A 26,913-nucleotide genomic window follows, 5' to 3' on the forward strand; every position below is an offset into this window, starting at 1 on the left:
ATATAATATAAGCAATATACAACGTCATAAAAATATTTGAAAATGATAGTTACAGAAAGGTAAATGACGGTACATATAATAAACAACACTGTTGACGAACCGAGAATTTAAAGCCATTGAAGAGGTTATAGCTGATGAGCTTTTCCAGGCCTGGTATTTTAAAACTGATGACTTGCGCGCGAGGCAATGGACTGAATGGTTGAAGGAAAATCCGCAATATGGCGACCTGGTTACTGAAAGTATTGCAATTATGGACGACCTGGTAATGCAAGAAAAGGAAATATCCAGTGAACAAACAGAAAAAGCATTCCTGAGATTACAAAAAAGTATAATTGGTAAGAGAAATGTTGGTTCATACTCCAAAATGAAAGGCTGGTGGCTACCTGCTGCCGCTGCTATTATATTGTTGCTGGTAGGATTAACATTCTGGAGTGCCACGAATAAAAAAAAGGCTTTGGAATCTGCCTATGGAAGGGTTATGAATTACAGCCTTCCTGATGGCTCAGAAGTTACACTGAATTCCAATAGTAAGGTCCTTATAAATAAAGAGTGGAAAAATACAGACAGGGAAATATGGTTGCAGGGCGAGGCTTTCTTTAAGGTTCAAAAATTGCCTTCCAAAAACAAATTTGTTGTCCATACCCAAAACATGGACATCATTGTTACAGGAACCCAATTCAATGTCATTAGCCGGGAAGAAGAGACAAGTATCTTGTTGACTGAAGGAAGTGTGACCATTCTAACAAAAGATGGCAAGAAGGTAAATATGAAGCCCGGGGAATTTGTAAAGATTGAAAATAACAAGCCTGCAAAGGAAACTATCGACCAGGAATCTGTACTCGCCTGGAAACAGCTTAAGATCAGTTTTGAAAATACCCCTATGAATCAGGTAGCAAAGATCATTTCAACACATTACGGAGTAAAAGTGCAATTATCTGATGAAGCGATTGGCCAGAAAAAGATATCTGGCATTATGCCTAACGACAACCTGGATATTCTTATCAATGCACTGGAAGCAACGGGTGAGTTCAAGATCAGCAAAACAACCAACGGGATATTGATTTCTGAACCATAATACATTCATATTAAAACTGCAGTATGAGAAATAGCTTACGCTTCGTCATGCTCATTATGTATTGCGCAATGTTGCAACTGTTTTGTACTCTTCAAGGAGAGGCTCAAACCGGTTATGCTTTTGCAAAACACAATGTGCACCTACCAAAACAGGCTTATACTAATAATGGGGCATATTCGCAGTCCCTTTATTCAGTATTAAAAGAACTCAATCAAAGCAAGGGCGTATATTTTCTCTTTTCTGATATGGGCCTGGGTGAAATAAAAGTGAACCCGGTGTGGGATAATATGGTTGGTATAGAAATGATACTGGACCAGGTACTCCAAAAAACCGGATTAAAATATAAAAAAGTTTCTTCCAATACATTTGTGATATTGTCTTTAAAGGAAAATGGAAAAGATAATAAGGGGTGGAGTTCGCAACCGGGTATTGGGTCAGAACAAAACCTCGTAAAAATTTCAGAAGGCGCATTTGATATTATAACTGGCAAAGTAACAGGATCTGATAATAAGCCACTGGCCGGAGTAAGTGTAACGGTAAAAGGAACCACCAAGGGAACATTAACGAATGCTGCAGGAGAATTTTCCATTGAGGCCAACAGGGGAGATGTACTCGTATTTTCATCAGTTGGGTTTGAGCCTTATGAAATCACTGTAACTGATACACATCTTCCTGTGACTTTGCGCGAGAGTCAAAGCCAGCTAAATGAAGTTGTTGTAACTGCGCTTGGCATTCAAAGAAAATCCAAAAGCCTTACCTATTCCACACAGCGTCTAAGCGGAGCAGAGGTCTCCACAGTAAAAGATGCAAATGTGATCAATGGACTGGCAGGTAAAGCAGCCGGCGTGCAGATTACCCGTAGTGCTTCGGGCATTGGGGGATCTGCAAGGGTAGTGGTGCGGGGAAACAAATCTACAAGGGAAAACCAACCTTTATATGTGATCGATGGTATTCCCATGCCGAACTTTTCACCAGAACAACCTACCGATGTCTGGGGACAGTCTTCGGGCTCGGGTTCCGGAGGCAGGGATGCAGGTGATGGCATTTCAAACCTGAATTCAGAAGATATAGAAAGTGTGACAATATTGAAAGGTGCATCTGCTGCAGCCTTGTATGGTAGCCAGGCAGCTAATGGAGCTATACTCATTACAACAAAAAAGGGAAAGACGGGTCAAACGCGTGTAGATTTCTCCAGCAACTTTACCATGGATAAGGTTTTTGTAAAGCCTGAATTGCAATACAGGTATGGACAAACAACTGCACCTACTTCCACTACTACCGGAACTGCGGAAAGCTGGGGTGCCAAAACAAATGTTCCTGATCATGTGAGTGATTTTTTTCAGACGGGTAACACCTGGATCAATTCCATTTCATTAAGCGGAGGTAATCAACTGGCACAATCATATTTCTCCTATTCCAATACGTATAACAAGGGCATCATTCCAACAAGTACCTTTAAACGTAATACACTCAATTTTCGTGAAACGCTTAAATTGTTCAACGATAAACTGTCTTTAGACGGTAGCGTTACTGCTATAGCTCAGAATGCCCATAACCGTGCCGTTTCAGGCTTGTATAATAATCCACTTACCGGCTTATATCTTTTTCCCAGGGGCTTGAATTTTGCTGATTATAAGAACAATTTCGAATATTTATCTCCTTCAAGAAATACGTTACTACAAAACTGGTGGAATATTAATAATGACAAAGGCTGGGTTGGAGATGATAACCAGCAAAACCCTTACTGGGCTTTGTACAGGAATATCAGGGAAGATAGCCGTCAGCGTGGCCTTGCTTCCCTTTCAGCTAAATACCAGTTCCTGGACTGGTTTTCTGTCCAGGCAAGGGGGAGTTTTGATAAGTCCTATGATCAATATGAACTGATGTCCTATGCGGGGACCCAAAGTGTGCTGGCGGCAGCCAACGGCCGTTATACCCTGGAAAAAACTTTTAATACACAATTGTATGGCGACGTAATCGCTACCGCTTCGAGAAACCTTGGTACGGATATTTCCCTTACAGCCAACCTGGGAGCCAGTATACTGGACCTAAAGGGTAACGATAGGGTATTCTTTGATACAGATCCTAATGAAGGCCAGGGACTGGAATATGCCAATAAGTTTATTGTAACCAATATCCGGCCAACAGCATTGATTGCTAATGGAGGTATTGACCGCAAACAAACACAGTCTGCATTTGCCAGTGCACAATTGGGTTTAAAGGATTATTTATTCCTTGATCTTACCGGGCGTAATGATTGGTCCAGCACTTTTGCTTTTACTCCCACCAAGGGTAAGGGTTATTTTTATTATTCGGCAGGATTGACTGGTGTGATCAGTGAAATGGCCAGGATGCCAGAGGCAATTTCATTTGCAAAACTAAGAGTATCTTATGCCAGGGTGGGTAACGATATCCCATCTTACATATCCAACCCTGCACCTTACAGGTTAAGTACCACCAATGGAACGGTACAGTTAATTAAAAATACCAAGGTGCCTCTACCTGGTGTTTTTCTGAAGCCGGAGGATAACCGTTCTTTTGAAGCAGGTACTGAAATCCGCTTCCTGCAAAACAAGTTGGGAATAGATTTTACATGGTACCGAAATAATAATTATGATCAGTATATAGAGATACCAGCACCCTTAGGCAGCGGCTATTCCAGCTATTATCTTAACCTGGGTAATATTCAAAATACCGGCATTGAAGCTATGGTGACTATAGTGCCCTATACTTCAAAAAACCTGGAATGGACGAGTACTTTCAACGTGTCTTCCAATAAAAACAGGGTCATTCGTTTAAGCGATCCAAATGTGCCGGGAGCGGAAGCCGGTACCAGCTTTGTTTTAACAGGCTTTGGAGTGAACATGTTTGGATCCTACATCAAAGAAGGTGGATCATGGGGCGATATTTATGGCAATAAGATCTTTGTCAAAGACACCAAAGGATCAATCGTAGTGGATGCAGATGGAGTTCCTACCACTACTAATTCTGCCGGTGAGTTCCTTGGTAATCCTAATCCCAAATGGAATGTTGGCTGGAACAACAACTTTACTTTCAATAAGCTGAATCTAAGTTTTCTTGTCGATGGAAGATTTGGTGGGAAGGTAATGAGTGTGACCCAGGCGGTTTTGGATCGTGCCGGTGTAAGCGAGGCTTCGGCTGCAGCACGTGACAATGGGGGTGTGCAGGTAACAGGTGTGACAGCCAGTGGCCAGAACTTTTCAGGTATGGTGGATGCACAAAAATATTATAGCGCAATAGGCGGTCGTGCCGGACTGGGAGCAGCGTACATATATGATGCAACGAATATCCGCTTAAGGGAAGTAGCTCTTGGATATCGTCTTCCCTTCACAGGCAAATCTGTGAAGGAGGCAAGAATCAGCCTGATTGGACGCAATTTGTTCTTCTTTAAAAAGGAAGCGCCTTTCGATCCCGAATTAAGTATGAGTACCGGCAACGGATTACAAGGGGTTGATGTATTTGGCTTACCTGCAACAAGGAGCATGGGTGTTAACCTCAAATTTGTTTTTTAATTGAAACTCCAAAACCAACAAAAATGAGAACAAAATTGTATTCCATATACCAATTAATAGCACTAAGTTTTAGTGCTGTATTCTTCCTCAATAGCTGCACCAAGAAGTTTGATGAATTTAATACCAATCCCTATGGTGTAACAGAGAATGATCTTAAGGTAGATTTTCGCACCGTTGGGGATCCTTTTAAACAGGCGCAGCTTAATATCTATTCTTCACAGCCTGCCTGGCTGACCCAACTGCAACAAAACCTTATTGGAGATATATATTCCGGCTATATGATGACACCAACTCCCTTTATAGGTAACAGTAATAACACCACCTATGATCTTGTAGATGGATGGAATGGTACACCATGGAGCACAGCTTACGACCAGGTGATGGCTCCTATGGCAGATGTACAAAAAAAGGCAAAAACGGAGTTTACTGATTTTTATGCCTGGTCGCAAATTATAAAGGTGGAAGCGATGCATCGCATCAGTGATATTTACGGCCCAATAATTTATACAAAATACGGGCAGGTGAACAGCGATGGCAGCGTTGATTATGACTCGCAACAGGATGCCTACAGTGCATTTTTTAATGATCTCGACGCTGCGATTGATACCTTAACACGTTATGCCAATTCAGCCGGGCCAGCTCAATTTCAGCGATTCGACCTTGTATATAGCGGTGACTATAAAAAATGGGTAAAACTGGCCAATACATTGCGGTTGCGGCTGGCACTGCGAATTGTAAAAGCAGATCCGGCAAAAGCAAAAACCGAAGGTGAAAAATCCCTAACGCATCCTTTAGGTTTATTATCCGATCCTTCTGAAAACTTTAATGTTAGTATTGGCTCTACTACACATCCACTGAATGTAATGAATAACTCCTGGGGTGATATACGGATGGGGGCTCCCATGGAAACATTCCTTGTAGGCTATACAGACCCAAGGGCTGACAAATATTTTGTGAAGTCTGAAGAATTCCCCACCACATTTAAAGGGATAAGGGAAGGTATCGATATAACGGATAAAAGTCAGTATGTAAAATTCTCACTGCTGGCTACCTTACCTGGATATATTCAATTGATGACAGCTGCTGAAGCCTGGTTTTTAAAAGCCGAAGCCGCTATACGTGGATGGAACGGTTCGGGAAGTGTGCAGGAAGATTATGAGAATGGGGTCAAAGCATCATTTGCACAATATGGTTTTGATGCAGCTAGCTATTTATTAAATGGATCCAGCAAACCAGCTCCCTATGTTGATCCAAAAAATGCTGCTAATAATGTTCCCGCAGGTGATCCGAATTTAAGTACCATCACTATTAAATGGGATAATGCAGGAAGCTTTGATCAAAAGCTGGAACGGATTATCACACAGAAATGGCTGGCCATGTATCCTGATGGACAAGAGGCATGGAGTGAATTCAGGAGAACAGGTTATCCTAAGTTATTTCCTGTGATTTTAAATAAAAGCCAGGGAAAAATTCCAGCAGGCCAGTTTATTAAACGAATCAATTTCCCGGCCAGTGAATATTCTACCAATTCAAAAGGAGTGCAGGCAGCTATTACAAAATTAGGCGGTCCTGATAATGGAGGCACACGTTTGTGGTGGGATAAACCTTAAAGTTATGTCTCTCACAATAGTCCAAATCAAGGCTGTTCAAAGGAACAGCCTCTCTTTTTTTGTAAATTGTACTGCCCATGAAGAATTGCCTGCTAATATGTTGCATCCTCCTTCTTCAGTCCTGTAGGAATAAGTTGCCAGCAAAGCTTTTTACTGAATTATCTGAAAAAGAAACAGGTATCAATTTTCGCAACCTGATCAAAGAAGACAATCCTGATTTCAATATTGCACTGTATCCTTACTTCTACAATGGAAGCGGTGTGGCTATTGGAGATATCAATAATGATGGTCTGCCGGATATTTGTTTCACAGGAAATATGGTAAAGAACCGCCTGTATATAAACAAGGGAAATATGCATTTTGAAGATATTACGGAGCGGTCAGGTATTGCCACTAAAGAAGGATGGTGCACCGGGGTTACCATGGTGGATATTAATGAGGACGGGAATCTGGATATTTATATATGCCGTTCAGGGTTAAAGAATGAATCTTACAGGAAGAACCTGTTATTTATTAATAATGGTGATCTCAGCTTTAGCGAACAGGCTGCTGCTTATGGTATTGATGATCCGGGTTATTCTACACAGGCTTCTTTTTTCGATTATGATAAGGATGGTGATTTGGATATGTTCCTTATCAACCAGTCTGATCCCAAATATTCCATGGGTAAAATTGAATTCGTACAGCTGCGCGGGCAAAAGGGAGATCCCTCCAGGGGTAATAAACTTTTCAGGAATGACCAGGGGCATTTTACAAATGTTACAAAAGAGGCCGGCATAAGTTCCAATGTTCTTTCTTTCAGCCTTGGACTGAGTACAGCTGATATTAATAACGACGGATGGCCGGACATATATGTGGGTAATGATTTTAAAGAACCTGATTATCTATACATTAATAATCATAACGGCACATTTATAGATAGCCTGGGCTCTATGATGGACCACACTTCGCTATATTCTATGGGCATTGACGTGAATGACTTTAATAACGACCTGCTGCCGGACCTTGTAGTGTTGGATATGCTGCCTGAAGGAAACCATGCGCAAAAAATGCATATGGGTGCCGATAATTTTGATCAATACAATCTTCTGTTCCGTAATGGCATGTTTTACCAATACATGAAAAACTCCCTTCAAATAAATAATGGAGATGGTACTTTTAGTGAGATCGGCCAACAGGCGGGGGTATCCAATACAGACTGGAGCTGGTCGCCGTTGTTTGCTGATCTTGATAATGATGGCTTGAAAGACCTGTTTGTGACAAATGGTTATAAAAGAGATAACACGGACATACAGTTTATAAAGTATTCCTATGATCAATCCCGGCGAATGCAGAATGGTGAACCTGCGGTAAGTGTAGAAGAATATATTTCGCATATGCCCGGTATTAATGTGTCAAACTATGCTTATCAAAATCAAGGTAATTCCTTTGTCAATAAAGCAGGAGAATGGGGGTTGGCTAAAAACTCATTTTCAGGTGGTGCCGCCTATGCCGACCTTGATAATGATGGAGACCTTGACCTTGTGATCAGTAACATCGACGATTATGCGGGGATATATAAAAATAACAGCGAAACAATATCAAAAAATCATTACCTGGAGGTGAAACTGGAAGGAAGTGTTAAGAATCCTGCTGGCATAGGTTCCAGGGTTTATGTTTATTCCGGTAATGATAAGTGGATGCAGGAACAATTGCCGGTGCGGGGTTTTCAATCTTCCGTTGATGAAGTGCTGCATTTTGGACTTGGCAAACATACGCAACTGGATTCTGTAGTTATCAATTGGCCAGAGGGGAAAAAACAATTATTCACAAAGGTTGGCGTGAACCAGGTATTGAAAGCAGATATTCAACATGCAAGCGAATTTCATCCTTTACCTGCTTTACACAACCAGTATTTTGATTCGGTTGTCAACCTCGTTGATTATAAACATATCGAAAACGAATTCAATGACTTTACAGTTCAGTCATTGTTGCCACATTATTATTCCCGTTCAGGGCCTTGTATGGCAAAAGCTGATGTTAATGGTGATGGTAAGGAAGACCTTTTCATTGGAGGAGCTAAAGGGCAGGCATCTGCTTTGTTCATCAATAACGGGGAAGGCTTTAGCCGCAAAACGGTTCCTGCTTTTGTGAAAGATGCAGGCAGTGAAGATGTGGCCGCTCTGTTTTTTGATGCGGATGGAGATGGTGATAATGACTTGTATGTGGGTTCGGGAGGTTATGAGTTTAATGCAAATGATAGTTTGCTGATCGATCGTATCTATATAAATGATGGAAAGGGTGGGTTTACCCAAAACAAATCAGCCTTGCCTTTACCGGCGTTCAGCACTTCCTGTGTAAAGTCTGCCGATATTGATGGTGATGGTGACATGGATCTGTTTGTAGGCGGACGTGTGGTACCCGGTAGATTTCCATATTCTCCTGGAAGTAAAATCTTAAGAAACGATGGCAAAGGCAATTTTACTGATGTGACAGAGTTTATTTGTGCTCCGCTTCAAAATAGTGGTATGGTTACGGATGCTGTATGGACAGATGTTAATGGTGATAGAATTCCGGATCTTATCACAGTAGGCGAATGGGCTCCCGTGAAGGTTTATCTCAATATAAAAGGTAAACTCCAGGATGCATCAAGCCAGTATATAAAATTTGCATCTGGTGGATGGTGGAATTCTATTCTTGCTGAGGATTTTGATGGTGACGGGGATAAAGACCTTGTTCTTGGTAACCAGGGCTTGAATAACCAATTTAAGGTTTCTGAAAGAGAACCTATTGAATTGTACTATAAAGACTTTGACCAAAATGGCTCCATTGACCCTATACTTTGTTATTATATCCAGGGCAAGTCCTATCCGGCGTATTCAAGGGATGATATCACAGACCAACTTCCCTACCTTAAAAAGAAATATCTCTATTACACAAACTATGCAGATGAAACACTGAACGATATATTTTCACCCAAGGAACGAAATGGGATGCAATATTTAAGTGCACACATTATGGCTTCCGTCTACCTGCAAAACAATGGTGCCGCCGGATTTACCATGAAAACACTTCCTGTGGAAGCTCAATATGCTCCTGTATATGCAATGGTGGCGGGAGATTTTAATCATGATGGATATAAGGACCTGGTCATTGGCGGTAATAATACATTTACACGCATCAAGTTTAGCCGCTATGATGCCAGTCATGGCATGTTGTTTTCTGGCGATGGAAAAGGGAATTTTAACTATGTACCTGCCTATCAATCAGGTTTATGCATACATGGTGATGTGAGATCCTCAGTTGTAATTGGTGATTTCCTGATTTGGGGTGTAAACAATAAACATGTTGTAAGTTATCGAAGAAAGTGAAAGTAAATGTGCTTGTCAAAATTCATATAATAAGATATGATAAGATATTAAAATAATAGTATTTTGTCAGCCAATCCAGAATATGAAACATTCCTTACTGCTGCTGTTGGTAACTTTGTCAATAATCACTTCCCGGGCACAAAAATCAGAGGCATTTTTTGATTTTTCATTCAGACCTTCAGAATATGCACGGTATTATTATGTGGTAACAGAGAAAAAGGATTCTTTATGGCATCGGGAAGCCTATTATGTTTCCCAAAGATCATTAGCCATGGAAGGTTGGTTTAAAGATGATAGTTGCCAGGTACCCCATGGAAAGGTCAACTGGTATCATACAACAAAATTTCCCAAATCAACAGGAACTTACAACAATGGGAAAAAAACCGGTACATGGCTTGAGTATGATGAACAAGGTCACATGACCGATTCTTCGCAATATGTAAATGGACGATTAAAGGGTGATGCATACAAATGGTACCCTGACGGAATGCTTTCTGATTCATTGCAATTTGATGGTGAAGGAAATGGTGTTCAATTAAGCTGGTACAATTCAGGCAAACTGAGTTCGGCTGGTTTTTGGACCCAGGATACCGTTAAAAAAGGGCGTTGGAAATATTTTGACGAGGAAGGTGCTGTTTGGGCTACAGAAGATTATGTGGATGGAAAAATGATGGGCTGCTCTTGTTTTGATGAAACAGGGAAGAAACTGGATTCTGCAGATTGTATCGAGAAAGAAGCATCTCCAGCCGGAGGCATAAATGGATGGCGACGTTTTATGGAAAAAAACCTGATGCCTATTGTAGAATCAAAGGCAAGGGCAGGCGTGAAGTCTGGACAGTATAATGTAGTTATACGGTTTGTAGTGGATAAGGATGGTAATTTGGGAGATTTTAAAGCGATGACTAAATATGGACAGGGAATGGAAGAAGATGTGATCAACATGTTGAAGAAGGCTCCAAAATGGGTGCCTGGAAAACTTCATGGGCGCCCGGTAAAATCCTATCATACACAACCCATTTCGTTTATTATCAGCAGTTAGTGGGCTTCATTACTGGTGTTGCCTCACCAATAATGATTATTTTGAGAAAAAAAGGCTTGAAAAAATTACCTGTAATACTTTTATTATTCTATGGAAATTGGTTGTTTGCTCAAACTTCGGTATCCCGGCTTTTATGCGAGCATTTATCAGCCCCAATTGGTATAGATGTACCGTCACCCAGACTTTCGTGGCAACTTAATTCATTTACCCGGGGAGTCAGTCAACGGTCTTACCAGCTAAATATTGGCACAGATTCTTTAGGTGTTGTTCATATGAAGGGAAATTGCTGGTCAATAAAGAAAATCTCTGATGAGCAATTGATCAGTTACAAAGGCAAAGACCTTCAACCCTTTACAAAATACTTCTGGTCTATTACCATACTTGATAATAAGGGCAGCAAAGCATCTGCCACAAGTAGTTTTGAAACAGGTATGATGAACCAGCTAAATTGGGAGGGTTCATGGATCAGTGATACAAGAGATAGTAAGTTGAAACCGGCAGGACTTTTCAGGAAATCTTTTGTAATTAGTAAGAAGATCGCTTCTGCCAGGGCTTATATTACCGTTGCCGGGCTTTATGAACTTTATGTAAATGGTCAGCATATCGGAAACCACAGGCTGGACCCTATATACACTCGTTTTGATCGCCGTAATTTATATGTTACCTATGATGTGACTACCAGCTTACGGGTAGGTAATAATGTTGTTGGGGTGATGTTGGGAAATGGATGGTACAATCACCAGTCCACTGCAGTCTGGGATTTTGATAAAGCTCCCTGGCGCAACAGACCTTCGTTCTGTATGGACCTGCGCATTACCTTCACCGATAAAACACAGCAAACTGTAAGCACTGACAGGGGCTGGAAAACTACCCTGGGCCCCCTGCTTTTTAACAGCATTTATACGGGGGAACATTATGATGCTAACAGGGAGCTCGCTGATTGGAATAATGCAAAGGGAATGGATACTGGCTGGAAACAGGTTATTTACGTTGCAGCCCCTTCTGCACAAATAGTAGCGCAAAGCCTGGTACCTATAGTTGATGCAGAATTGATACCAGCAAAACAAATGAAAAGATTCTCTGACTCTTCCTATGTATTTGACCTGGGTAGAAATATTGCAGGTATTAGCGAAATTACATTAACAGGTGAAAGAGGAACTATTATTCGTTTGAAACATGGAGAACGTTTATACGCGAATGGACATGTAGATCAATCCAATATAGATGTGCATTACCGCCCTATAGATGATAGTGATCCGTTTGCAACAGACATTTATACACTTAAAGGAGAAGGGGAAGAAACTTTTCGCCCCCGTTTTAACTATAAAGGATTTCAATATGTAGAAATAACCTCCAGCAAACCTGTGATATTGACCAGGGAAAGTTTACAGGGTTATTTTATGCATTCAGATGTAAATCCGGTAGGGAGTATCCAAACTTCCGATTCTATTATCAATAAAATCTGGTCAGCTACTAATAATTCGTATCTATCCAATTTATTCGGATACCCCACAGATTGTCCTCAACGGGAAAAAAATGGGTGGACAGGTGATGCTGCGATTGCAGTAGAAACAGGACTCTACAATTTTGATGGTATTACGGTATATGAAAAATGGATGACAGACCACAGGGACGAACAACAACCCAATGGAGTGCTGCCTTCTATTATTCCTACAGGTGGATGGGGATATGAATGGGGTAATGGACCCGACTGGACAAGCACTATCGCCATCATTCCATGGAATCTATACCTGTTTTATGGGGACAATAAGGCGTTGGCAGATAATTACGATCATGTAAAAAGATACGTGGATCATATCAATGAACTTTATCCATCCGGACTGGTAAGTTGGGGGCTTGGAGATTGGGTACCCGTAAAATCTGTATCGCCGGTGGAACTTACATCAACCTGTTATTATTATGCGGATGTGATGATACTGGCCAGGGCTGCCCGGATGTTTGGCAAAGGAAAGGACCTGGCTTTCTATTCTGCACTTGCTTTAAGAATTAAAAATGCGTTTACCAATAAATACCTGGATACAACTAGCAAAGTGTATGGAAGGGGCACGCAAACTGAAATGGCAGTGCCTTTATATTGGGGCATCGTGCCCGAGCGATGGAAAGCTGTAATTGCGGCTAACCTTGTTAAAAGGGTGGAAAAAGACAGTTTGCGACTGGATGTCGGGCTGTTGGGAACAAAAGCCCTTCTTAATGCACTCAGTGAAAATGGGTATGCAGATATAGCATTCAGGCTGGCTTCCAGCAGAGCTTATCCCTCATGGGGGTGGTGGATGGTAAATGGTGCCAGTACGCTTTATGAGAACTGGAAGATCAATGCTTCCAATGACATTTCCTTAAATCATATCATGTTTGGGGAGATAGGTGCCTGGTTCTATAAAGCATTGGGAGGCATCAGGCCAGATCCTGCACAACCCGGGTTTAAAAACATTTTATTGGAACCGTATTTTGTTAAAGGTCTGGACAGCATTTCCTGTTATCATGATGGTCCCTTTGGCCGAATCGTTTCATCATGGAAGCGTATCAATAATACAATTAAGTACCAAATAATAATTCCAGCCAATTCAACAGCTACCCTGGTAGTACATGACAAAAAACAAAACCTGTCTTCCGGGCCTATCATTTTTCACTTAGTGATAAATATGAAATAATTCCCTGATAAAATTTGGAAATAACAAAAGACGTAAATTAATAATATGCGGGAACGGGAATTAGTATCCAGTTAAGGCAAGCAGGCTTAAGCTATTTCCTAATAGCAATTTTGCTTATTTTTTAGAATTGATTTTAGGCGGTTTGGACTGTAATGTTAATTTTGCCTCGTATATGAGACCAGGTGCTATAATATTTTTCCTGTTTATATGCTTCCAGGCGGTAAGCGGAAAAAGTTATGTTCCTCTAAGCGTCAAGGATCGCTTGTTGTATTCAGAAGGCATAAAATTATCGCAACAACTTAAAAATATTCAGACAACAAATGAGAACCCCATATGCAAAAATGACGACTTACCAGACGAAACACACCTGATAGGCGTTGAAGACGATGACGAAGATTTCATCAACAGGAAGCATTTACTGTTTTCCAGGTATGTAGTAGCTTTCTCAGACGTATTCATTTTACTGCACCATGATCATGTTTTACCAGGGCGTCCTGAATTCTTCCATCCCTGCGTTTTCTATGGTTCTCCAAGGTATATAGTACATAGGGTCATAATAATTTAAATCAGCCGGCAATCAAAGCGGCAGGTATGTTATACCATACCTGGCTATGTGTTTTACACTTCCTCGTAGTACCAGGTATGCTGCCGGAGAATGATTGCACTTCTTATCACAGGAATTGCTGGTTTCTACTAATTCCATCTTTTAATTATCACTTAATACCATGAAAAGAATTGTAAGCTTTATGAGTTTGTGTGCCTTATTATGCCACACAAGCTGTACATCTGAAAAGAAAGTAAAGGAGGAAACAAGTAAGTACAAGGTTACTTCTCCTTTAAGAGTAGATACCTCATTTGTCAAAGAATATGTTTCGCAGATAAAATCGGTCAGGAATATTGAGATCAGGGCCCAGGAAAAGGGATACCTGCAAAAAATTTATGTTGATGAAGGACAATTTGTGAAAGCCGGCCAGGTATTGTTTCGCATCATGCCAACAATATATGAAGCTGAATTGCTGAAGGCACAAGCCGAAGCCAGGGCATCGGAGATAGAACTGAATAATACAAAAGTACTGTCGGATAAAAATGTGATCTCAAAAAATGAGTTTGCAATTGCTAAGGCAAAATTGGACCAGGCTAAGGCAGAAGTAGCGTTAGCAAAGATCCATCTTTCCTTTACGGAGATAAAAGCTCCATTTTCCGGAACAATAGATCGTATCCCGTTAAAACTGGGAAGCCTTGTGGATGAAGGCCAACTTTTGACCAGCCTTTCTGACAATAGCCAGGTATTTGCCTATTTCAATGTTTCGGAACCTGAATACCTGGATTATAAAACAAACACTCAAAACAGGGGAAGCAACAAAGTGAGCCTGTTGTTGGCCAATAACCAGCCTTTAAAATACCAGGGTGAAGTAGAAACCGTAGAAAGTGAGTTTGACCATGAAACGGGAAATATTGCTTTCAGGGCAAAATTCCCCAACCCGGACAATCTTTTAAAAAACGGTGAAACTGGGAAAGTTGAAATGACAGTTCCTGTTAGAAACGCCCTGGTTATTCCTCAAAAATCCACCTATGAGATCCAGGAAAAGACCTACGTTTTTGTTGTTGATAAAAATGGCGTGGTCAGATCAAGAAATATTACCATAACCAATCAAATGCCCGACCTGTTTGTGGTAGGAAGTGGTCTTGAAGAAACTGATAAGGTATTGCTGGAAGGGGTGCAAAAAGTAAAGGATGACGATAAGATCGATACTGAATTTGTGGCACCCAGGGAGGTGATCACACACCTGAAATTATATGCAGAATAGTGGTTCACCTACTAAAAGAATTTATCAATGTTTAATAAGTTTATACACAGGCCAGTCCTGTCCATAGTGATATCGCTCATTATTGTTTTTTTGGGTGTGCTGGCCATTACCAATCTGCCTGTCACGCAATTTCCTTCCATCTCACCCCCTAAGGTAACTGTAACAGCAGAATACCCTGGTGCCAATGGTGAACTGATGACGAAGGCTGTACTTATTCCCCTGGAAAGAGCCATCAATGGAATTCCCGGAATGAAATACATGGCTTCTGATGCTGGTAATGATGGTGAGGCTACCATACAAATTGTATTTAATCTGGGCACTGATCCAAACCTTGCATCTGTAAATGTGCAGAACCGTGTAGCTTCTGTGGTGAATAAGTTACCACCACTGGTAGTTCGGGAAGGAGTGAAGATCACCCGGGAAGAATCAAATATGTTGATGTACATCAACCTGTACAGCAAGGATACCAGCATGGATCAGAAGTTCCTTTTCAATTTTGCTGATATCAACATCTTATCGGAACTAAAAAGAGTTAATGGAGTAGGGTTTGCCGACATCCTGGGTAACCGGGAATATGCCATGCGCATCTGGCTAAAGCCTGATAGGATGCTGGCTTATAAAATTTCAGCAGATGAAGTGTTAAAAGCCCTGGATGAACAAAGCCTGGAAGCTTCTCCGGGAAAAACAGGAGAAAGTTCCGGTAAGCGATCGCAGACCTTTGAATATGTATTGAAATACCCAGGAAGATTCAGTACAAAAGAAGAATATGAAAATATCGTTTTAAAGTCCAGCCAGGCGGGCGAACTATTACGTTTAAAAGATGTAGCTGATGTGGAGTTTGGAAGCTCCATGTACGATATTTATTCTACCCTGAACGGCCGTTCATCGGCTGCCATTGTCTTGAAACAATCTTATGGTAGTAATGCCAGCCAGGTGATAGCAGATGTAAAGGCTAAGCTTAAAGAAATCAAAGAAAGCTCTTTTCCAAAGGGAGTGGATTATGAGATCAGTTATGATGTTTCCAAATTCCTTGATGCCTCTATTGAGAAAGTTATTCACACACTTGTAGAAGCTTTCATCCTGGTTGGTCTTGTAGTGTTTCTTTTCCTTGGCGACTGGCGCTCAACACTCATCCCGGCCATTGCAGTTCCTGTGTCGCTTGTTGGAACATTTTTGTTCATGCAATTTTTTGGGATCACACTGAATCTTATAACGCTGTTTGCTCTTGTTCTTGCTATTGGTATTGTAGTGGATAATGCCATTGTAGTTATTGAAGCGGTGCATTCCAAAATGGAAACCAGGCACCTTTCACCTTTAAAGGCAACAGAAGAGGCGATGCATGAGATCAGTGGGGCAATTATCGCCATTACATTGGTAATGGCAGCTGTATTTATCCCCGTTGCTTTTATGTCAGGACCTGTCGGAATATTCTACCGGCAATTTTCCATAACCATGGCTACAGCCATTATTCTTTCAGGTCTTGTTGCATTAACGCTTACGCCTGCACTTTGCGCGATGATGTTAAAAAATACTCATGGAAAGGCAAGGAAAAAAACGTTGTTGCAAAAAATGCTGGATGGTTTTAATAACCGTTTCAATCGTTTGAGTGGCAGGTACCAAAGGCTGCTGGGAAGGATAGTGAACAGGAGGGCTATCACATTTGGAATGCTGATAGCTTTTTGTGCAGCCACATGGTTTTTGAACAATAGACTCCCTTCAGGATTTATTCCAAACGAAGACCAGGGAATGTTCTATGCGGTCATTCAAACTCCTCCCGGCTCATCGCTGGAAAGGACCAACCAGGTTGCAGAAAAGCTGCAAAAAATTGCACAGGGACTGGAAGATGTGCAATCTGTTTCTTCTCTTGCCGGCTATGAGATTCTTACCGAAGGTACCGGCTCCAACTCCGGCACCTGCCTGATCAACCTGAAAAGCTGGGAAGACAGAAAACATTCTGTTCAGCAAGTGATAGATGAACTGGAAGAAAAATCGAAAAATATATCCGGAGCAACTATTGAATTCTTTCAGCCACCTGCAGTTCCTGGCTATGGAGCAGCAGGCGGTTTTGAATTGCGCTTATTAGATAAGTCGGGAACCGGGGACTATAAAAAGATGGAAACAGTGAGCAACGATTTTGTAAGACAACTAAGCAAACGACCTGAATTGGCATCTGTTTTTACTTTTTATAGTGCCAGCTTTCCCCAATACATGTTGAAGATCGATAATGATATTGCCCAGCAAAAAGGTGTCACTATCGATAACGCTATGAATACACTTTCCACGCTGATAGGAAGTAATTATGAGACCAGTTTTATCAAATATGGCAGGCAGTACAAGGTAATGGTGCAGGCGTTGCCCCAATACAGGGCCTTGCCTGAAGATATCCTGAAATTGTATGTAAAAAACGACCACGACGAAATGGTTCCGTTTTCTGCATTTATGAAGATGGAAAAAGTATATGGACTGTCTGAGATCACGAGACATAATATGTACAATTCTTCAGAGATCAGTGGAGCTTCTGCACCAGGATACAGCAGTGGATCTGCCATCGAAGCGATTACAGATGTTGCTAAAAAAACCCTACCCAGGGGCTTTGGAATTGATTGGGCTGGTATATCAGCAGACGAGGTGGCAAGAGGTAATGAAGCCATTTACATATTCCTGATTTGCCTTGTCTTTGTGTACCTGTTACTGGCAGCCCAATATGAAAGTTTCATTCTTCCATTAGCGGTTATTCTTTCCCTTCCTGCAGGTGTTTTTGGTTCATTTCTATTATTGAAGATAATGGGATTGGAAAATAACATCTATGCACAGGTTGCATTAGTAATGCTGGTAGGACTGTTGGGAAAAAATGCTGTATTGATCGTGGAGTTTGCAGTGCAAAGACACCGTTCAGGAGAAACAGTTTTAAAAGCGGCTATGCAAGGTGCGGCATTACGATTTCGTCCCATCCTTATGACCTCCCTGGCCTTTATTGCAGGATTGGTACCACTTGTGTTTGCCTCAGGTCCAGGAGCTATAGGCAACCGTACCATAGGTGCTGCATCTGCAGGCGGAATGATACTCGGAACTATTTTCGGCGTTTTGCTTATACCGGGTTTGTATTATGTATTCGGTAAAATATCGGAAAGACGTTTATTGGTAAAAGATGAAAATGAAAATCCTTTAACAGAAGAAATCGATCACCATACAGAGAGAGAAAAAATAGAGCACTATGTTTAACCACAAACGATACGTATATTTTATAATAGGGGCCATGATGGCCATGGCAAGCTGTAAGGTTCCATCGGTAGTTCAGAGAAATGAAAATACGATGGTTCCTGAAGCGTTTACTGATAGCAGGGATTCTACAAATATGGCTGGCACAGCATGGCGAAAAATCTTTGCAGATCAGAACCTGGTTAACCTGATAGATACAGCACTTCTACGAAACCAGGAATTAAACATCACATTGCAGGAAATAGAAATTGCAAAAAATGATATACTCTCCCGTCAGGGTGCTTTGCGTCCAATGGTAAGTGCAAAACTTGGTATTGGGGTTGAAAAGGTGGGCAGGTATACCAGCCAGGGAGCTGGAGATGCTTCTACCGAAATTGCGCCGGGAAAAGAAGTGCCTGACCCGTTGACCGACATTGCAGGTGCAGTGTATGCCAACTGGGAAGTGGATATCTGGAAAAAACTTCGCAATGCAAAGAAGGCTGCTATTTCGCGTTACCTGTCAACCATTGAGGGTAAAAATTTCGTTGTTACCAACCTGGTTGCTGAGATAGCAAATTCCTATTTTGAATTGCTGGCGCTGGATAATCAATTGGAGATCGTTCAGCAAACTATCGGGTTGCAAAAAAATGCCCTGGATATTGTAAAGATCCAGAAAGAGGCTGCACGTACAACGGAATTGGCTGTTCAAAAGTTTGAGGCCGAAGTGATGAAATCACAAAGCATGGAGTTTGACATTCGCCAGCAGATCAAAGAGACCGAAAACCGTATCAACTTTTTGTTGGCGCGTTATCCACAAGAAATACCAAGAAATAAGGGTAATTTTTTAAACCTGGTTCCTTCTGTTATTAACTCTGGTATTCCTTCACAATTGCTGGCAAATCGTCCGGATATAAGACAAGCAGAATTGAATCTTACTGCAGCAAAACTGGATGTGAAAGTTGCGAGGGCAGAATTTTACCCTTCACTTGATATATCTGCTGCATTAGGTTTGCAGGCATTTAAGCCTTCTTACCTGGTGAAATTTCCTGAGTCGATGCTTTACTCGCTGGCAGGAGACCTGGCTGGACCGCTGCTCAACAAAAATGCTATCAAAGCGGAATTTTATAACGCCAATGCCCGCCAATTACAGGCCATGTACAATTATGAGCGTAGCATATTGAATGCCTACCTGGAAGTGTCTACACAGCTTTCTAAGATCGATAACCTTAAAAAGAGTTATGATTTGAAGTCAAAGCAGGTAGATGCCTTGACCAAATCGATAGATCTTTCGAATGACCTCTTCAAATCAGCAAGGGCAGATTATTTTGAAGTTTTAATGACCCAGAGAGATGCTTTAGAGTCGAAGCTGGAATTGATAGAAACTAAAAAAGAACAGTTGAATGCAGTAGTAAATATCTATCATGAGCTGGGAGGTGGCTGGCGATAAAAACGATGGAAATAAAAAAGAGCTGGTAGAAATACCGGCTCTTTTTATTTTTCGTGCCCGGGACTGGAATCGAACCAGCACATTCTTGCGAACGGCAGATTTTGAGTCTGCTGCGTCTACCAATTCCGCCACCCGGGCTTTCTTTACCCTTTTTGAAGGGGTATTAAAGGGGTGCAATGTTACAACTTTCTAGTCAATTGCAGGAAAACTTGCAGGTTTTTTTGATGAATTATTTGCAACAGCTTTTTCTAGGAATAAATATTTTCCCCAGAAAAGAGAGTATTTTTTTTAAATAATACATATGGCCTTATTCTGAATAATGTATAATAATCTAATGTTCCTTTGTAAAGCTCTGATATAAATCAGGATAGAAAAAGTCAAAGTAACGTTATTAACATTCCTGTATCACATTATTGGTTTCCCCCTGTGATTTGATGATGAATAGCTCATTTATTTATAGAGTTTGATTAATTTTCTTCATTCTATCTCAAACCTGGTGATCCTGATAAAAGGTGAAAAGGCGCGTATTTGTATCAATAGAATGTTTGTATATGATCAAAATAGGATTATTAAAAGAAGGTAAAGTGCCTCCGGATAACCGGGTAGCATTGACCCCAGCTCAATGCAAATGGCTGGTGAAGCATTATCCTGACCTCCAGGTAAAAGTTCAAAATTCAGGCAACAGGTGCTTTAGTGATGAGGAATATAAGCGGGCAGGTATTGAAATAGCTGTTGAACTCTCAGATTTTGATATTCTTCTTGGAATCAAAGAAGTGCCCGTAAACCAATTGCTTGAGAATAAAACCTATTTATTTTTTTCTCATACACGAAAGAAACAGGCATATAATCAGCGTCTTTTACAAACAATCATAGAGAAGAAATGCACCCTGATTGATTATGAATGCATGGAACATGAAGATGGCCAGCGAATAATCGGATTTGGATTTTTTGCAGGCATAGTAGGTGCTCATAATGGAATGATGACATATGGTCAGCGATCGGGAAGTTTTAAGCTGGAGCGGGTATACAAGCAAAAAGATTTTAAAGAGTTGATTCATTGTTATTTTGGATTGAAAGTGCCCAATATCAAAATAGCTGTTACCGGATCGGGTAGGGTGGCTCATGGTATATTGGAAGTGATGAACCTGATGGGTATAATAGAAGTTGAAAAAGAGGAATACCTGTCAAGAGATTTTTCCTATCCGGTATATGTCCAGTTAAAGGGCTCGGACCTGTATGCGCATAAAATAACCGGATTGTATAACAGAGAAGATTTTCATGAAAATCCGGATAATTATCGATGTCTGTTTGAACATTATCTATCTCAAACAGACATCCTGATGAACGGTGTGTACTGGGATGTGAAGGTGCCGCGTTTGTTTGATTTGAATGCTATAGCTGAACCGAACTTCAGGATACAGGTAATTGCTGATATTACTGATGACAGTAATGGGTCTGTACCAATAAACCTGGGCGACCAAACCATTGAAGATCCTGTTTATGGAGTGGACAAAATAAAGCTTTGCAAAACCGCACCCTATTTACCTGGTTCAATAGATGTCATGGCGGTTGGAAATCTGCCCAATGAATTGCCAAGGGATGCATCAAAATATTTCGGGGAACAGTTGATCAAATATATTTTAGATGACCTTTTTAAAGGGGCATCTTCTATTTTGGAAAGAGCCACTATTGTTCATAAGGGCGAACTGACTCCCAGGTTTGAATATCTCCGGGATTATGCGGAGGGTAAACCTGTTGTTACAGGTATAAATAATAATCTTTAAGAAGATTCTTAAATCTCGCTGAATAATCCTGTCCTTCTTTAATAGAAAATAATTCATTATCAGTCAACTCAACCCTGTATTTGCTGCCCATGATCATTACACGGAAAGGGGAATGCTGAGTGGTTTGTTTTACGACGAGTTTTTTATGAATATAAATGTTTTGCGCGTCCAGCATTTTTTCAATTTCTGCAATCCTTTTATAGGGTAATAGCAAAAATATATATCCCTTGTCTGTAAGACTTTTTCCAGCATATTCGAGCAGGTCCAATAGGTTTAAACTTGAACTATGGTGTGCGAGATTATTCCTGGAATCGGGTGAGGGTAATTCGTTTTCATAGAAAGGAGGGTTACTGATAATGCAATCATATTTTCCCCTATGCTCCATTATATCGGAATGATAAACGGATATTCTGTCTTTCCAGGGTGAGGATGATATGTTTTCTACTGCCTGGCTGGCAGCATTTTCATCCAATTCTACAGCATTAATTTGAACGGCATTTTTTTGAGCGATCATCAGGGCCAAAAGACCCGTACCTGTTCCAATATCAAGGATATTTATGCAATGCAGTTTTTGAATTTCATCAGCGCACCAGGCCCCAAAAAGACAGGAGTCTGTTGTCACTTTCATGGCACTGCGATCCTGGGAAACTGTAAATTCTTTGAATTGGAAATAAGTGTTAGCCACAAAAAATGTTTTATGACCATGATGCCCTGGCGCTGGCACTTACAGACAAATCAGAAAATTCATTATTCAAATACTTGTAATAGCCTGTAATAGCTATCATAGCGGCATTATCCGTACAATATTCGAATGGAGGAATGTAGGCGTTCCAGTGATTATTCCTGCAAAGTTCTTCAAAGTTTTTTCTTAGACCGCTGTTGGCAGAAACGCCACCTGCCAGGCAAAGTTCTGTAATGCCGGTTTGTAATGCTGCTTTTTTTAGCTTCTTAAGCAGAATAGATATGATTTTTGACTGTATGGATGCACAAATGTCGGCCAGGTTATCTTTTATAAAATCCGGATCTTTCTTCGTTTCTTTTTGTAAGAAATAAAGAATAGAGGTCTTTATGCCACTGAAACTAAAATCCAGGGCTTCTATTTGGGGTTCAGCAAATTGGAACCGGGTAGGATCACCTTCACTGGCATATTTATCAATCAATGGTCCTCCAGGGTAAGGAAGTCCCAAGAGTTTGGCTGATTTATCAAAGGCTTCTCCTGCAGCATCATCCCTGGTTTCTCCAATCACCTGCATTTCGGAAGTACTGATAACTTTTACAATTTGTGTATGCCCGCCGCTAACAGTGAGGCAAAGAAATGGAAAAGAAGGTCTGTTCATTCCTATGAGGTTGGCCATTACATGTGCCTGCATATGATGAACGGAAATCAATGGTTTGTTTAATGACAGTGCCAATGATTTTGCAAATTGAGACCCCACAAGCAAAGAGCCTATTAGTCCCGGAGACTGAGTAAAGGCTATTGCATCAACTGAGTTCAAATCAACCTCTGCCTGTTGTAAAGCGATATTGATAACCGGAACAATATTTTGCATATGCGCCCTGCTTGCCAACTCGGGTACAACTCCTCCATATTGCTCATGGACTTTTTGATTGGCAATAAAATTGGAAAGGATTTCTCCATTCCTGCATATCGCTACAGATGTTTCATCGCAGGATGATTCTATACCCAGAATTGTGACCGTGGACTGATTAATTTCCATTGTTGTACAACGTGTAAATAATTAAAATGCTTTTGCAAAGAAATGAAAATACTTAGGGATGTAAACAAGTAAGAAACGACTATGGAAATTAGCTTCTTATGGCTACTACCGGATCCATCCTTGCGGCCTGCGAGGCTGGTATGATGCCTGCCAGAATACCCGCAACGATACAAATAATAATAGCGATCAAAATGATAAAAGGTGAAAGAAAGAAAGGAAAGTCAATAAGAGAACTAGCCACCTTGGTAAGAATAAAAACCAGGAGCAAACCCATGATTCCCCCGATTATACAAAGAAAGGCTGATTCTAATAAGAATTCCATCAAAATGACCCTGCTCTTGGCTCCAATTGCTTTTTTAAGCCCAATCTGAGAAGTTCTTTCCTTGACGGTAACGAACATGATATTGGCAACACCAAATATACCTACAATAAAAGCCAGTGCACCAATAGCCCATCCGCCAATATTGACACTAACGAAGGCTTTTTCCAGCGACTCGCTAAGGTCATTGATATCATTCAATGCAAAGTTGTCCTCCTGTGTAGGATTTAAGTGCCGGATAGATCTCATAGTTCCGGTCAGTTCATCTTTCAGGACTTTACTGCTAACTGCCGGTGCTCCTTTTACCATAATAATGGGATCTGACCGTCTTTCGTCAATGACTGACTGGGCAAATTGATAAGGTATGATCATACTTTTATCAAACTGCCAGCCACCAACTATCTGGCTACCCTGTTTTTTAATTACCCCTGCAACATTGACTTTTCTGCCCTTTATATCAATTACTTTTCCGGGAGCTCTCTCAGCCTCGCCAAATAACTGTTCTGCGATCTCATTACCGATGACCACCGTATTCGTGCCACGCTGGAATTCGCCTTCAGTTAAAAATCTTCCATATTGAATGTCCAGGGGCTGAATATTGGTATAGTCCTGGGAAACGCCGTATAGCCGGACATTACTAAGGGTGTTTCCATCAACTTCAGCACTGACACTTGAACTAATAAAAAAAGCGGCAAAATTGGCTGTTGCTGTACGTTTTTTGATCTCCGCCACTTCATCATACTGCGCTAAGGGTCGTTTGGAATATTTCCAAAAAGGGTAATCGGCACCGCCGCCCCATTCCCATTTGTCAATGTAAATTGTATTATTACCCAGTGATTTTAACTGGTTTTGAATATTTGTTTGAAGGCTATTAACTGTTGCCAGAACGCCAATGATGCAAAATATTCCGATTGTAACCCCAAATAAGGAAAGAAAGGTTCGGAGCTTATTCTTCCAAAGCTCCTGCAAAGCCATCTTAAAACTACTGCCTATAATTTCCAGTATGCGGCGCATAGTTCAAAAGTAAATCTTTGTTTTCTTTACCCATGTAGAATTTAGCACATTCTTTGATTACAATATCCTATTTTCCCTAATTTCGGATATTTCATTTTTTGCAGGGATTAAACCTTAACCAATTGAAAATTATCAATATTGTATAAGTGCTATGGCTAAGATTTTAGTAATTGATGATGATCCGGATATTAGGACGGTATTGAATATACTCTTGAAAAAACAAGGTCATGTGGTGGATACGGCATCCAGGGAAGAAGAGGTTTTTGATAAGATATCTCAATTTCAGCCATCTATTATCTTGTTGGATGTTTTACTTTCCGGTGCAGATGGCCGGACTATATGCCAGCAGGTAAAAGCCAATAAGGAAACAAGCCATATTCCAGTGATCATGTTTTCAGCTCATCCCGGGGCCGCAGGAAAAATTGACACTTACGGGGCTGATGATTTTATAAGTAAGCCTGTTAATACAGATACCTTAATATCCAAGATTCAAAACCAGTTAAAACTTTCAAATTAACCAAAGCATTTGAATTTCTGTCTATTCAAAATAAGATTAGATTGAATGAGGCTAATAATCAGATTAGCTGCTTAATTTTTGATTTCAAACTCACCTTCTTTTATTTCAAAGCTTTTAACGTATGATGCTGTACTTTTGCGCGTCCAAAAATCTCAATTTATTACCTTTTAAATACCGCTAAAATTGAGCATAGCGGTACCGGGGAGCAGAAAGATTATAATTGATTCATTGGATATTAACAACATGAAGTATCAGCAAGAAATAGAAAAGCGTCGCACTTTTGCTATCATATCGCACCCCGATGCGGGAAAAACCACGTTAACTGAGAAGTTTTTGTTATTCGGTGGTGCCATTCAAGTGGCAGGGGCTGTAAAGAGTAATAAGATCAAAAAGGCAGCTACTTCTGACTTTATGGAAATAGAACGCCAAAGAGGAATTTCAGTTGCTACATCGGTAATGAGCTTTGAATATGAAGGAACTCTGATCAATCTGCTTGATACACCGGGCCACAAAGATTTTGCGGAAGACACATTCAGAACCTTGACTGCTGTGGATAGTGTGATCCTTGTTGTAGATAGCGTGAATGGTGTGGAAGAACAAACAAGAAGATTGATGCAGGTATGCAGGATGCGTAAAACGCCTGTGATCGTTTTCATTAATAAACTGGATCGCGACGGTAAGAATCGCTTTGACCTTTTGGAAGAAATTGAAAAAGAACTGAGTATATCATTGCATCCTATGACCTGGCCTATTAACCAGGGAAAAGATTTCAAGGGTGTTTATGATCTGCACAATAAGAGCATCCGCCTATTTACTGCTAATACTAAGGCAACAGATGAGGATACTATATCCATATCAGATCTTTCCTCTACAGTCTTAAATGAAAAATTAGGAGAACGTGACGCTGCCACTTTAAGGGAGGATGTTGAATTAATTGACGGAGTGTATGGGGAACTGGATGTCAATGATTATTTAAGTGGGGACGTAGCACCCGTATTCTTCGGCAGCGCTATTAACAATTTTGGTGTGAAAGAAATGCTGGACACTTTTATCCGTATTTCTCCTAAACCCCGCGACAGGGAAACCAACAAGGGCACGGTAAAAGTGGATGCTGATAAGTTTAGTGGTTTCATTTTTAAGATACATGCTAATCTTGATCCTAAACATAGGGACAGGATTGCCTTTTTAAGAGTATGTTCTGGCAGGTTTGAGCGCAACAAATATTTTCATCATGTGCGCCTGGATAAGGATGTTCGCTTTAGTAATCCTTATTCATTTTTAGCCAGGGAGAAAAACGTTGTGGATGATGCCTACCCGGGTGATGTAGTTGGTTTATTTGATACTGGGAACTTTAAGATAGGAGATACACTTACTGAAGGGGAAGAATTCTTCTTTACCGGCATTCCTTCTTTTTCACCTGAGATATTTAAAGAGGTGGTGAATAAAGATCCTATGAAAACAAAACAACTGGAAAAGGGATTGATTCAACTGACAGATGAAGGCGTTGCCCAGTTGTTTACACAATTTGGAGGAAATAAGAAAATTATTGGTTGCGTTGGTGAACTACAATTTGAAGTGATCCAATACCGCCTGCTGCATGAATATGGCGCTTCTGTAATCTTCAACAGTGTACCCTTTTATAAGGCATGCTGGATCACCAGTGAAGATCCCAAAAAGCTGGAAGATTTCATTCGCTTTAAATCTGGAAATATTGCCATTGACAAGGACGGACATTTAGTGTACCTGGCCCAAAGCGAATGGTTTTTGAACACAGAAAGGACCAACAATCCTGATGTAGAATTTCACTTTACCAGCGAAATCCACAAATAATA

General features: G+C 40.7%; 16 protein-coding genes and 1 tRNA gene. 13 read left to right on the forward strand and 4 right to left on the reverse strand.

Translation table 11 applies throughout. The annotated features are described in order from the left end of the window. Positions 1–91: 91 nt before the first annotated feature. The 10 genes from BP74_RS04020 (at position 92) to BP74_RS04065 (ending at position 19,729) form a co-directional block, all read left to right on the forward strand. Entirely contained in the window at positions 92–1,075 is a 984-nt protein-coding gene (locus BP74_RS04020; protein ID WP_496371314.1) for a FecR family protein, read from the forward strand. 23 nt (positions 1,076–1,098) lie between these two features. After that, positions 1,099–4,608, forward strand: a complete 3,510-nt coding sequence (locus tag BP74_RS04025; RefSeq protein WP_496371316.1) for a SusC/RagA family TonB-linked outer membrane protein — start codon at positions 1,099–1,101, stop codon at positions 4,606–4,608. 23 nt (positions 4,609–4,631) lie between these two features. Continuing rightward, positions 4,632–6,218 carry a RagB/SusD family nutrient uptake outer membrane protein gene (locus BP74_RS04030; RefSeq protein WP_496371318.1) on the forward strand — a complete coding sequence of 529 codons (1,587 nt, stop codon included), beginning with the start codon at positions 4,632–4,634 and terminating at the stop codon, positions 6,216–6,218. 134 nt (positions 6,219–6,352) lie between these two features. Then, positions 6,353–9,568 carry a VCBS repeat-containing protein gene (locus BP74_RS04035; RefSeq protein WP_496371320.1) on the forward strand — a complete coding sequence of 1,072 codons (3,216 nt, stop codon included), beginning with the start codon at positions 6,353–6,355 and terminating at the stop codon, positions 9,566–9,568. 82 nt (positions 9,569–9,650) lie between these two features. Then, the gene (locus BP74_RS04040; protein ID WP_496371322.1) at positions 9,651–10,607 is read left to right on the forward strand and encodes an energy transducer TonB; all 957 of its coding nucleotides are present in this window, start codon (positions 9,651–9,653) and stop codon (positions 10,605–10,607) included. A 41-nt stretch (positions 10,608–10,648) separates the two neighbouring features. Then, positions 10,649–13,276 (forward strand): alpha-L-rhamnosidase, encoded by a 2,628-nt coding sequence (locus BP74_RS04045; protein WP_496371324.1) that lies wholly within the window; start codon positions 10,649–10,651, stop codon positions 13,274–13,276. Between the two features lie 172 nt (positions 13,277–13,448). Next, positions 13,449–13,841, forward strand: a complete 393-nt coding sequence (locus tag BP74_RS04050; protein ID WP_496371326.1) for a hypothetical protein — start codon at positions 13,449–13,451, stop codon at positions 13,839–13,841. Positions 13,842–14,001: 160 nt separating this feature from the next. Next, entirely contained in the window at positions 14,002–15,084 is a 1,083-nt protein-coding gene (locus tag BP74_RS04055) for an efflux RND transporter periplasmic adaptor subunit (RefSeq protein WP_496371328.1), read from the forward strand. Positions 15,085–15,111: 27 nt separating this feature from the next. After that, complete coding sequence (locus tag BP74_RS04060; RefSeq protein WP_496371330.1) at positions 15,112–18,306, forward strand: efflux RND transporter permease subunit; 3,195 nt, start codon at positions 15,112–15,114, stop codon at positions 18,304–18,306. After that, positions 18,299–19,729: a TolC family protein gene (locus tag BP74_RS04065; protein WP_496371332.1), complete on the forward strand. Its 1,431-nt coding sequence runs from the start codon at positions 18,299–18,301 to the stop codon at positions 19,727–19,729. Before BP74_RS04060 ends, BP74_RS04065 begins: the two co-directional genes overlap by 8 nt. A 54-nt stretch (positions 19,730–19,783) precedes the next feature. Here BP74_RS04065 and BP74_RS04070 read toward each other — a convergent pair. Further along, a tRNA-Leu gene (locus BP74_RS04070) sits at positions 19,784–19,867 on the reverse strand. 413 nt (positions 19,868–20,280) lie between these two features. On the opposite strand from BP74_RS04070, the gene BP74_RS04075 reads away from it, so the two are divergent. Then, positions 20,281–21,513: an NAD(P)-dependent oxidoreductase gene (locus tag BP74_RS04075; RefSeq protein ID WP_496371334.1), complete on the forward strand. Its 1,233-nt coding sequence runs from the start codon at positions 20,281–20,283 to the stop codon at positions 21,511–21,513. Here the strand turns inward: BP74_RS04075 and BP74_RS04080 are convergent. The 3 genes from BP74_RS04080 to BP74_RS04090 form a co-directional block, all read right to left on the reverse strand. Further along, entirely contained in the window at positions 21,488–22,198 is a 711-nt protein-coding gene (locus tag BP74_RS04080) for a tRNA1(Val) (adenine(37)-N6)-methyltransferase (RefSeq protein ID WP_496371336.1), read from the reverse strand. The genes BP74_RS04075 and BP74_RS04080 overlap by 26 nt on opposite strands. A 10-nt stretch (positions 22,199–22,208) precedes the next feature. After that, positions 22,209–23,231 (reverse strand): tRNA (adenosine(37)-N6)-threonylcarbamoyltransferase complex transferase subunit TsaD, encoded by a 1,023-nt coding sequence (gene tsaD / locus BP74_RS04085; RefSeq protein WP_496371338.1) that lies wholly within the window; start codon positions 23,229–23,231, stop codon positions 22,209–22,211. Between the two features lie 88 nt (positions 23,232–23,319). Further along, on the reverse strand, positions 23,320–24,564 hold the full coding sequence (locus BP74_RS04090; RefSeq protein WP_496371340.1) for an ABC transporter permease: 1,245 nt from the start codon (positions 24,562–24,564) through the stop codon (positions 23,320–23,322). Between the two features lie 151 nt (positions 24,565–24,715). Here BP74_RS04090 and BP74_RS04095 point away from each other — a divergent pair, with 151 nt between their 5' ends. Continuing rightward, on the forward strand, positions 24,716–25,081 hold the full coding sequence (locus tag BP74_RS04095) for a response regulator (protein WP_496371342.1): 366 nt from the start codon (positions 24,716–24,718) through the stop codon (positions 25,079–25,081). A 243-nt stretch (positions 25,082–25,324) separates the two neighbouring features. Beyond that, positions 25,325–26,911 (forward strand): peptide chain release factor 3, encoded by a 1,587-nt coding sequence (locus tag BP74_RS04100; protein WP_496371344.1) that lies wholly within the window; start codon positions 25,325–25,327, stop codon positions 26,909–26,911. Positions 26,912–26,913 lie beyond the last annotated feature (2 nt).

This window comes from Flavisolibacter ginsengiterrae DSM 18136 (assembly GCF_059568575.1).

Excerpts from the sequence above, each read along its gene's own strand:
- BP74_RS04025 (WP_496371316.1), top strand. The coding sequence starts at position 1,099 with ATGAGAAATAGCTTACGCTTCGTCATGCTCATTATGTATTGCGCAATG.
- BP74_RS04030 (WP_496371318.1), top strand. The coding sequence starts at position 4,632 with ATGAGAACAAAATTGTATTCCATATACCAATTAATAGCACTAAGTTTT.
- BP74_RS04040 (WP_496371322.1), top strand. The coding sequence starts at position 9,651 with ATGAAACATTCCTTACTGCTGCTGTTGGTAACTTTGTCAATAATCACT.
- BP74_RS04050 (WP_496371326.1), top strand. The coding sequence starts at position 13,449 with ATGAGACCAGGTGCTATAATATTTTTCCTGTTTATATGCTTCCAGGCG.
- BP74_RS04055 (WP_496371328.1), top strand. The coding sequence starts at position 14,002 with ATGAAAAGAATTGTAAGCTTTATGAGTTTGTGTGCCTTATTATGCCAC.
- BP74_RS04060 (WP_496371330.1), top strand. The coding sequence starts at position 15,112 with ATGTTTAATAAGTTTATACACAGGCCAGTCCTGTCCATAGTGATATCG.
- BP74_RS04065 (WP_496371332.1), top strand. The coding sequence starts at position 18,299 with ATGTTTAACCACAAACGATACGTATATTTTATAATAGGGGCCATGATG.
- BP74_RS04075 (WP_496371334.1), top strand. The coding sequence starts at position 20,281 with ATGATCAAAATAGGATTATTAAAAGAAGGTAAAGTGCCTCCGGATAAC.
- tsaD (WP_496371338.1), bottom strand. The coding sequence starts at position 23,231 with ATGGAAATTAATCAGTCCACGGTCACAATTCTGGGTATAGAATCATCC.
- BP74_RS04090 (WP_496371340.1), bottom strand. The coding sequence starts at position 24,564 with ATGCGCCGCATACTGGAAATTATAGGCAGTAGTTTTAAGATGGCTTTG.
- BP74_RS04095 (WP_496371342.1), top strand. The coding sequence starts at position 24,716 with ATGGCTAAGATTTTAGTAATTGATGATGATCCGGATATTAGGACGGTA.
- BP74_RS04100 (WP_496371344.1), top strand. The coding sequence starts at position 25,325 with ATGAAGTATCAGCAAGAAATAGAAAAGCGTCGCACTTTTGCTATCATA.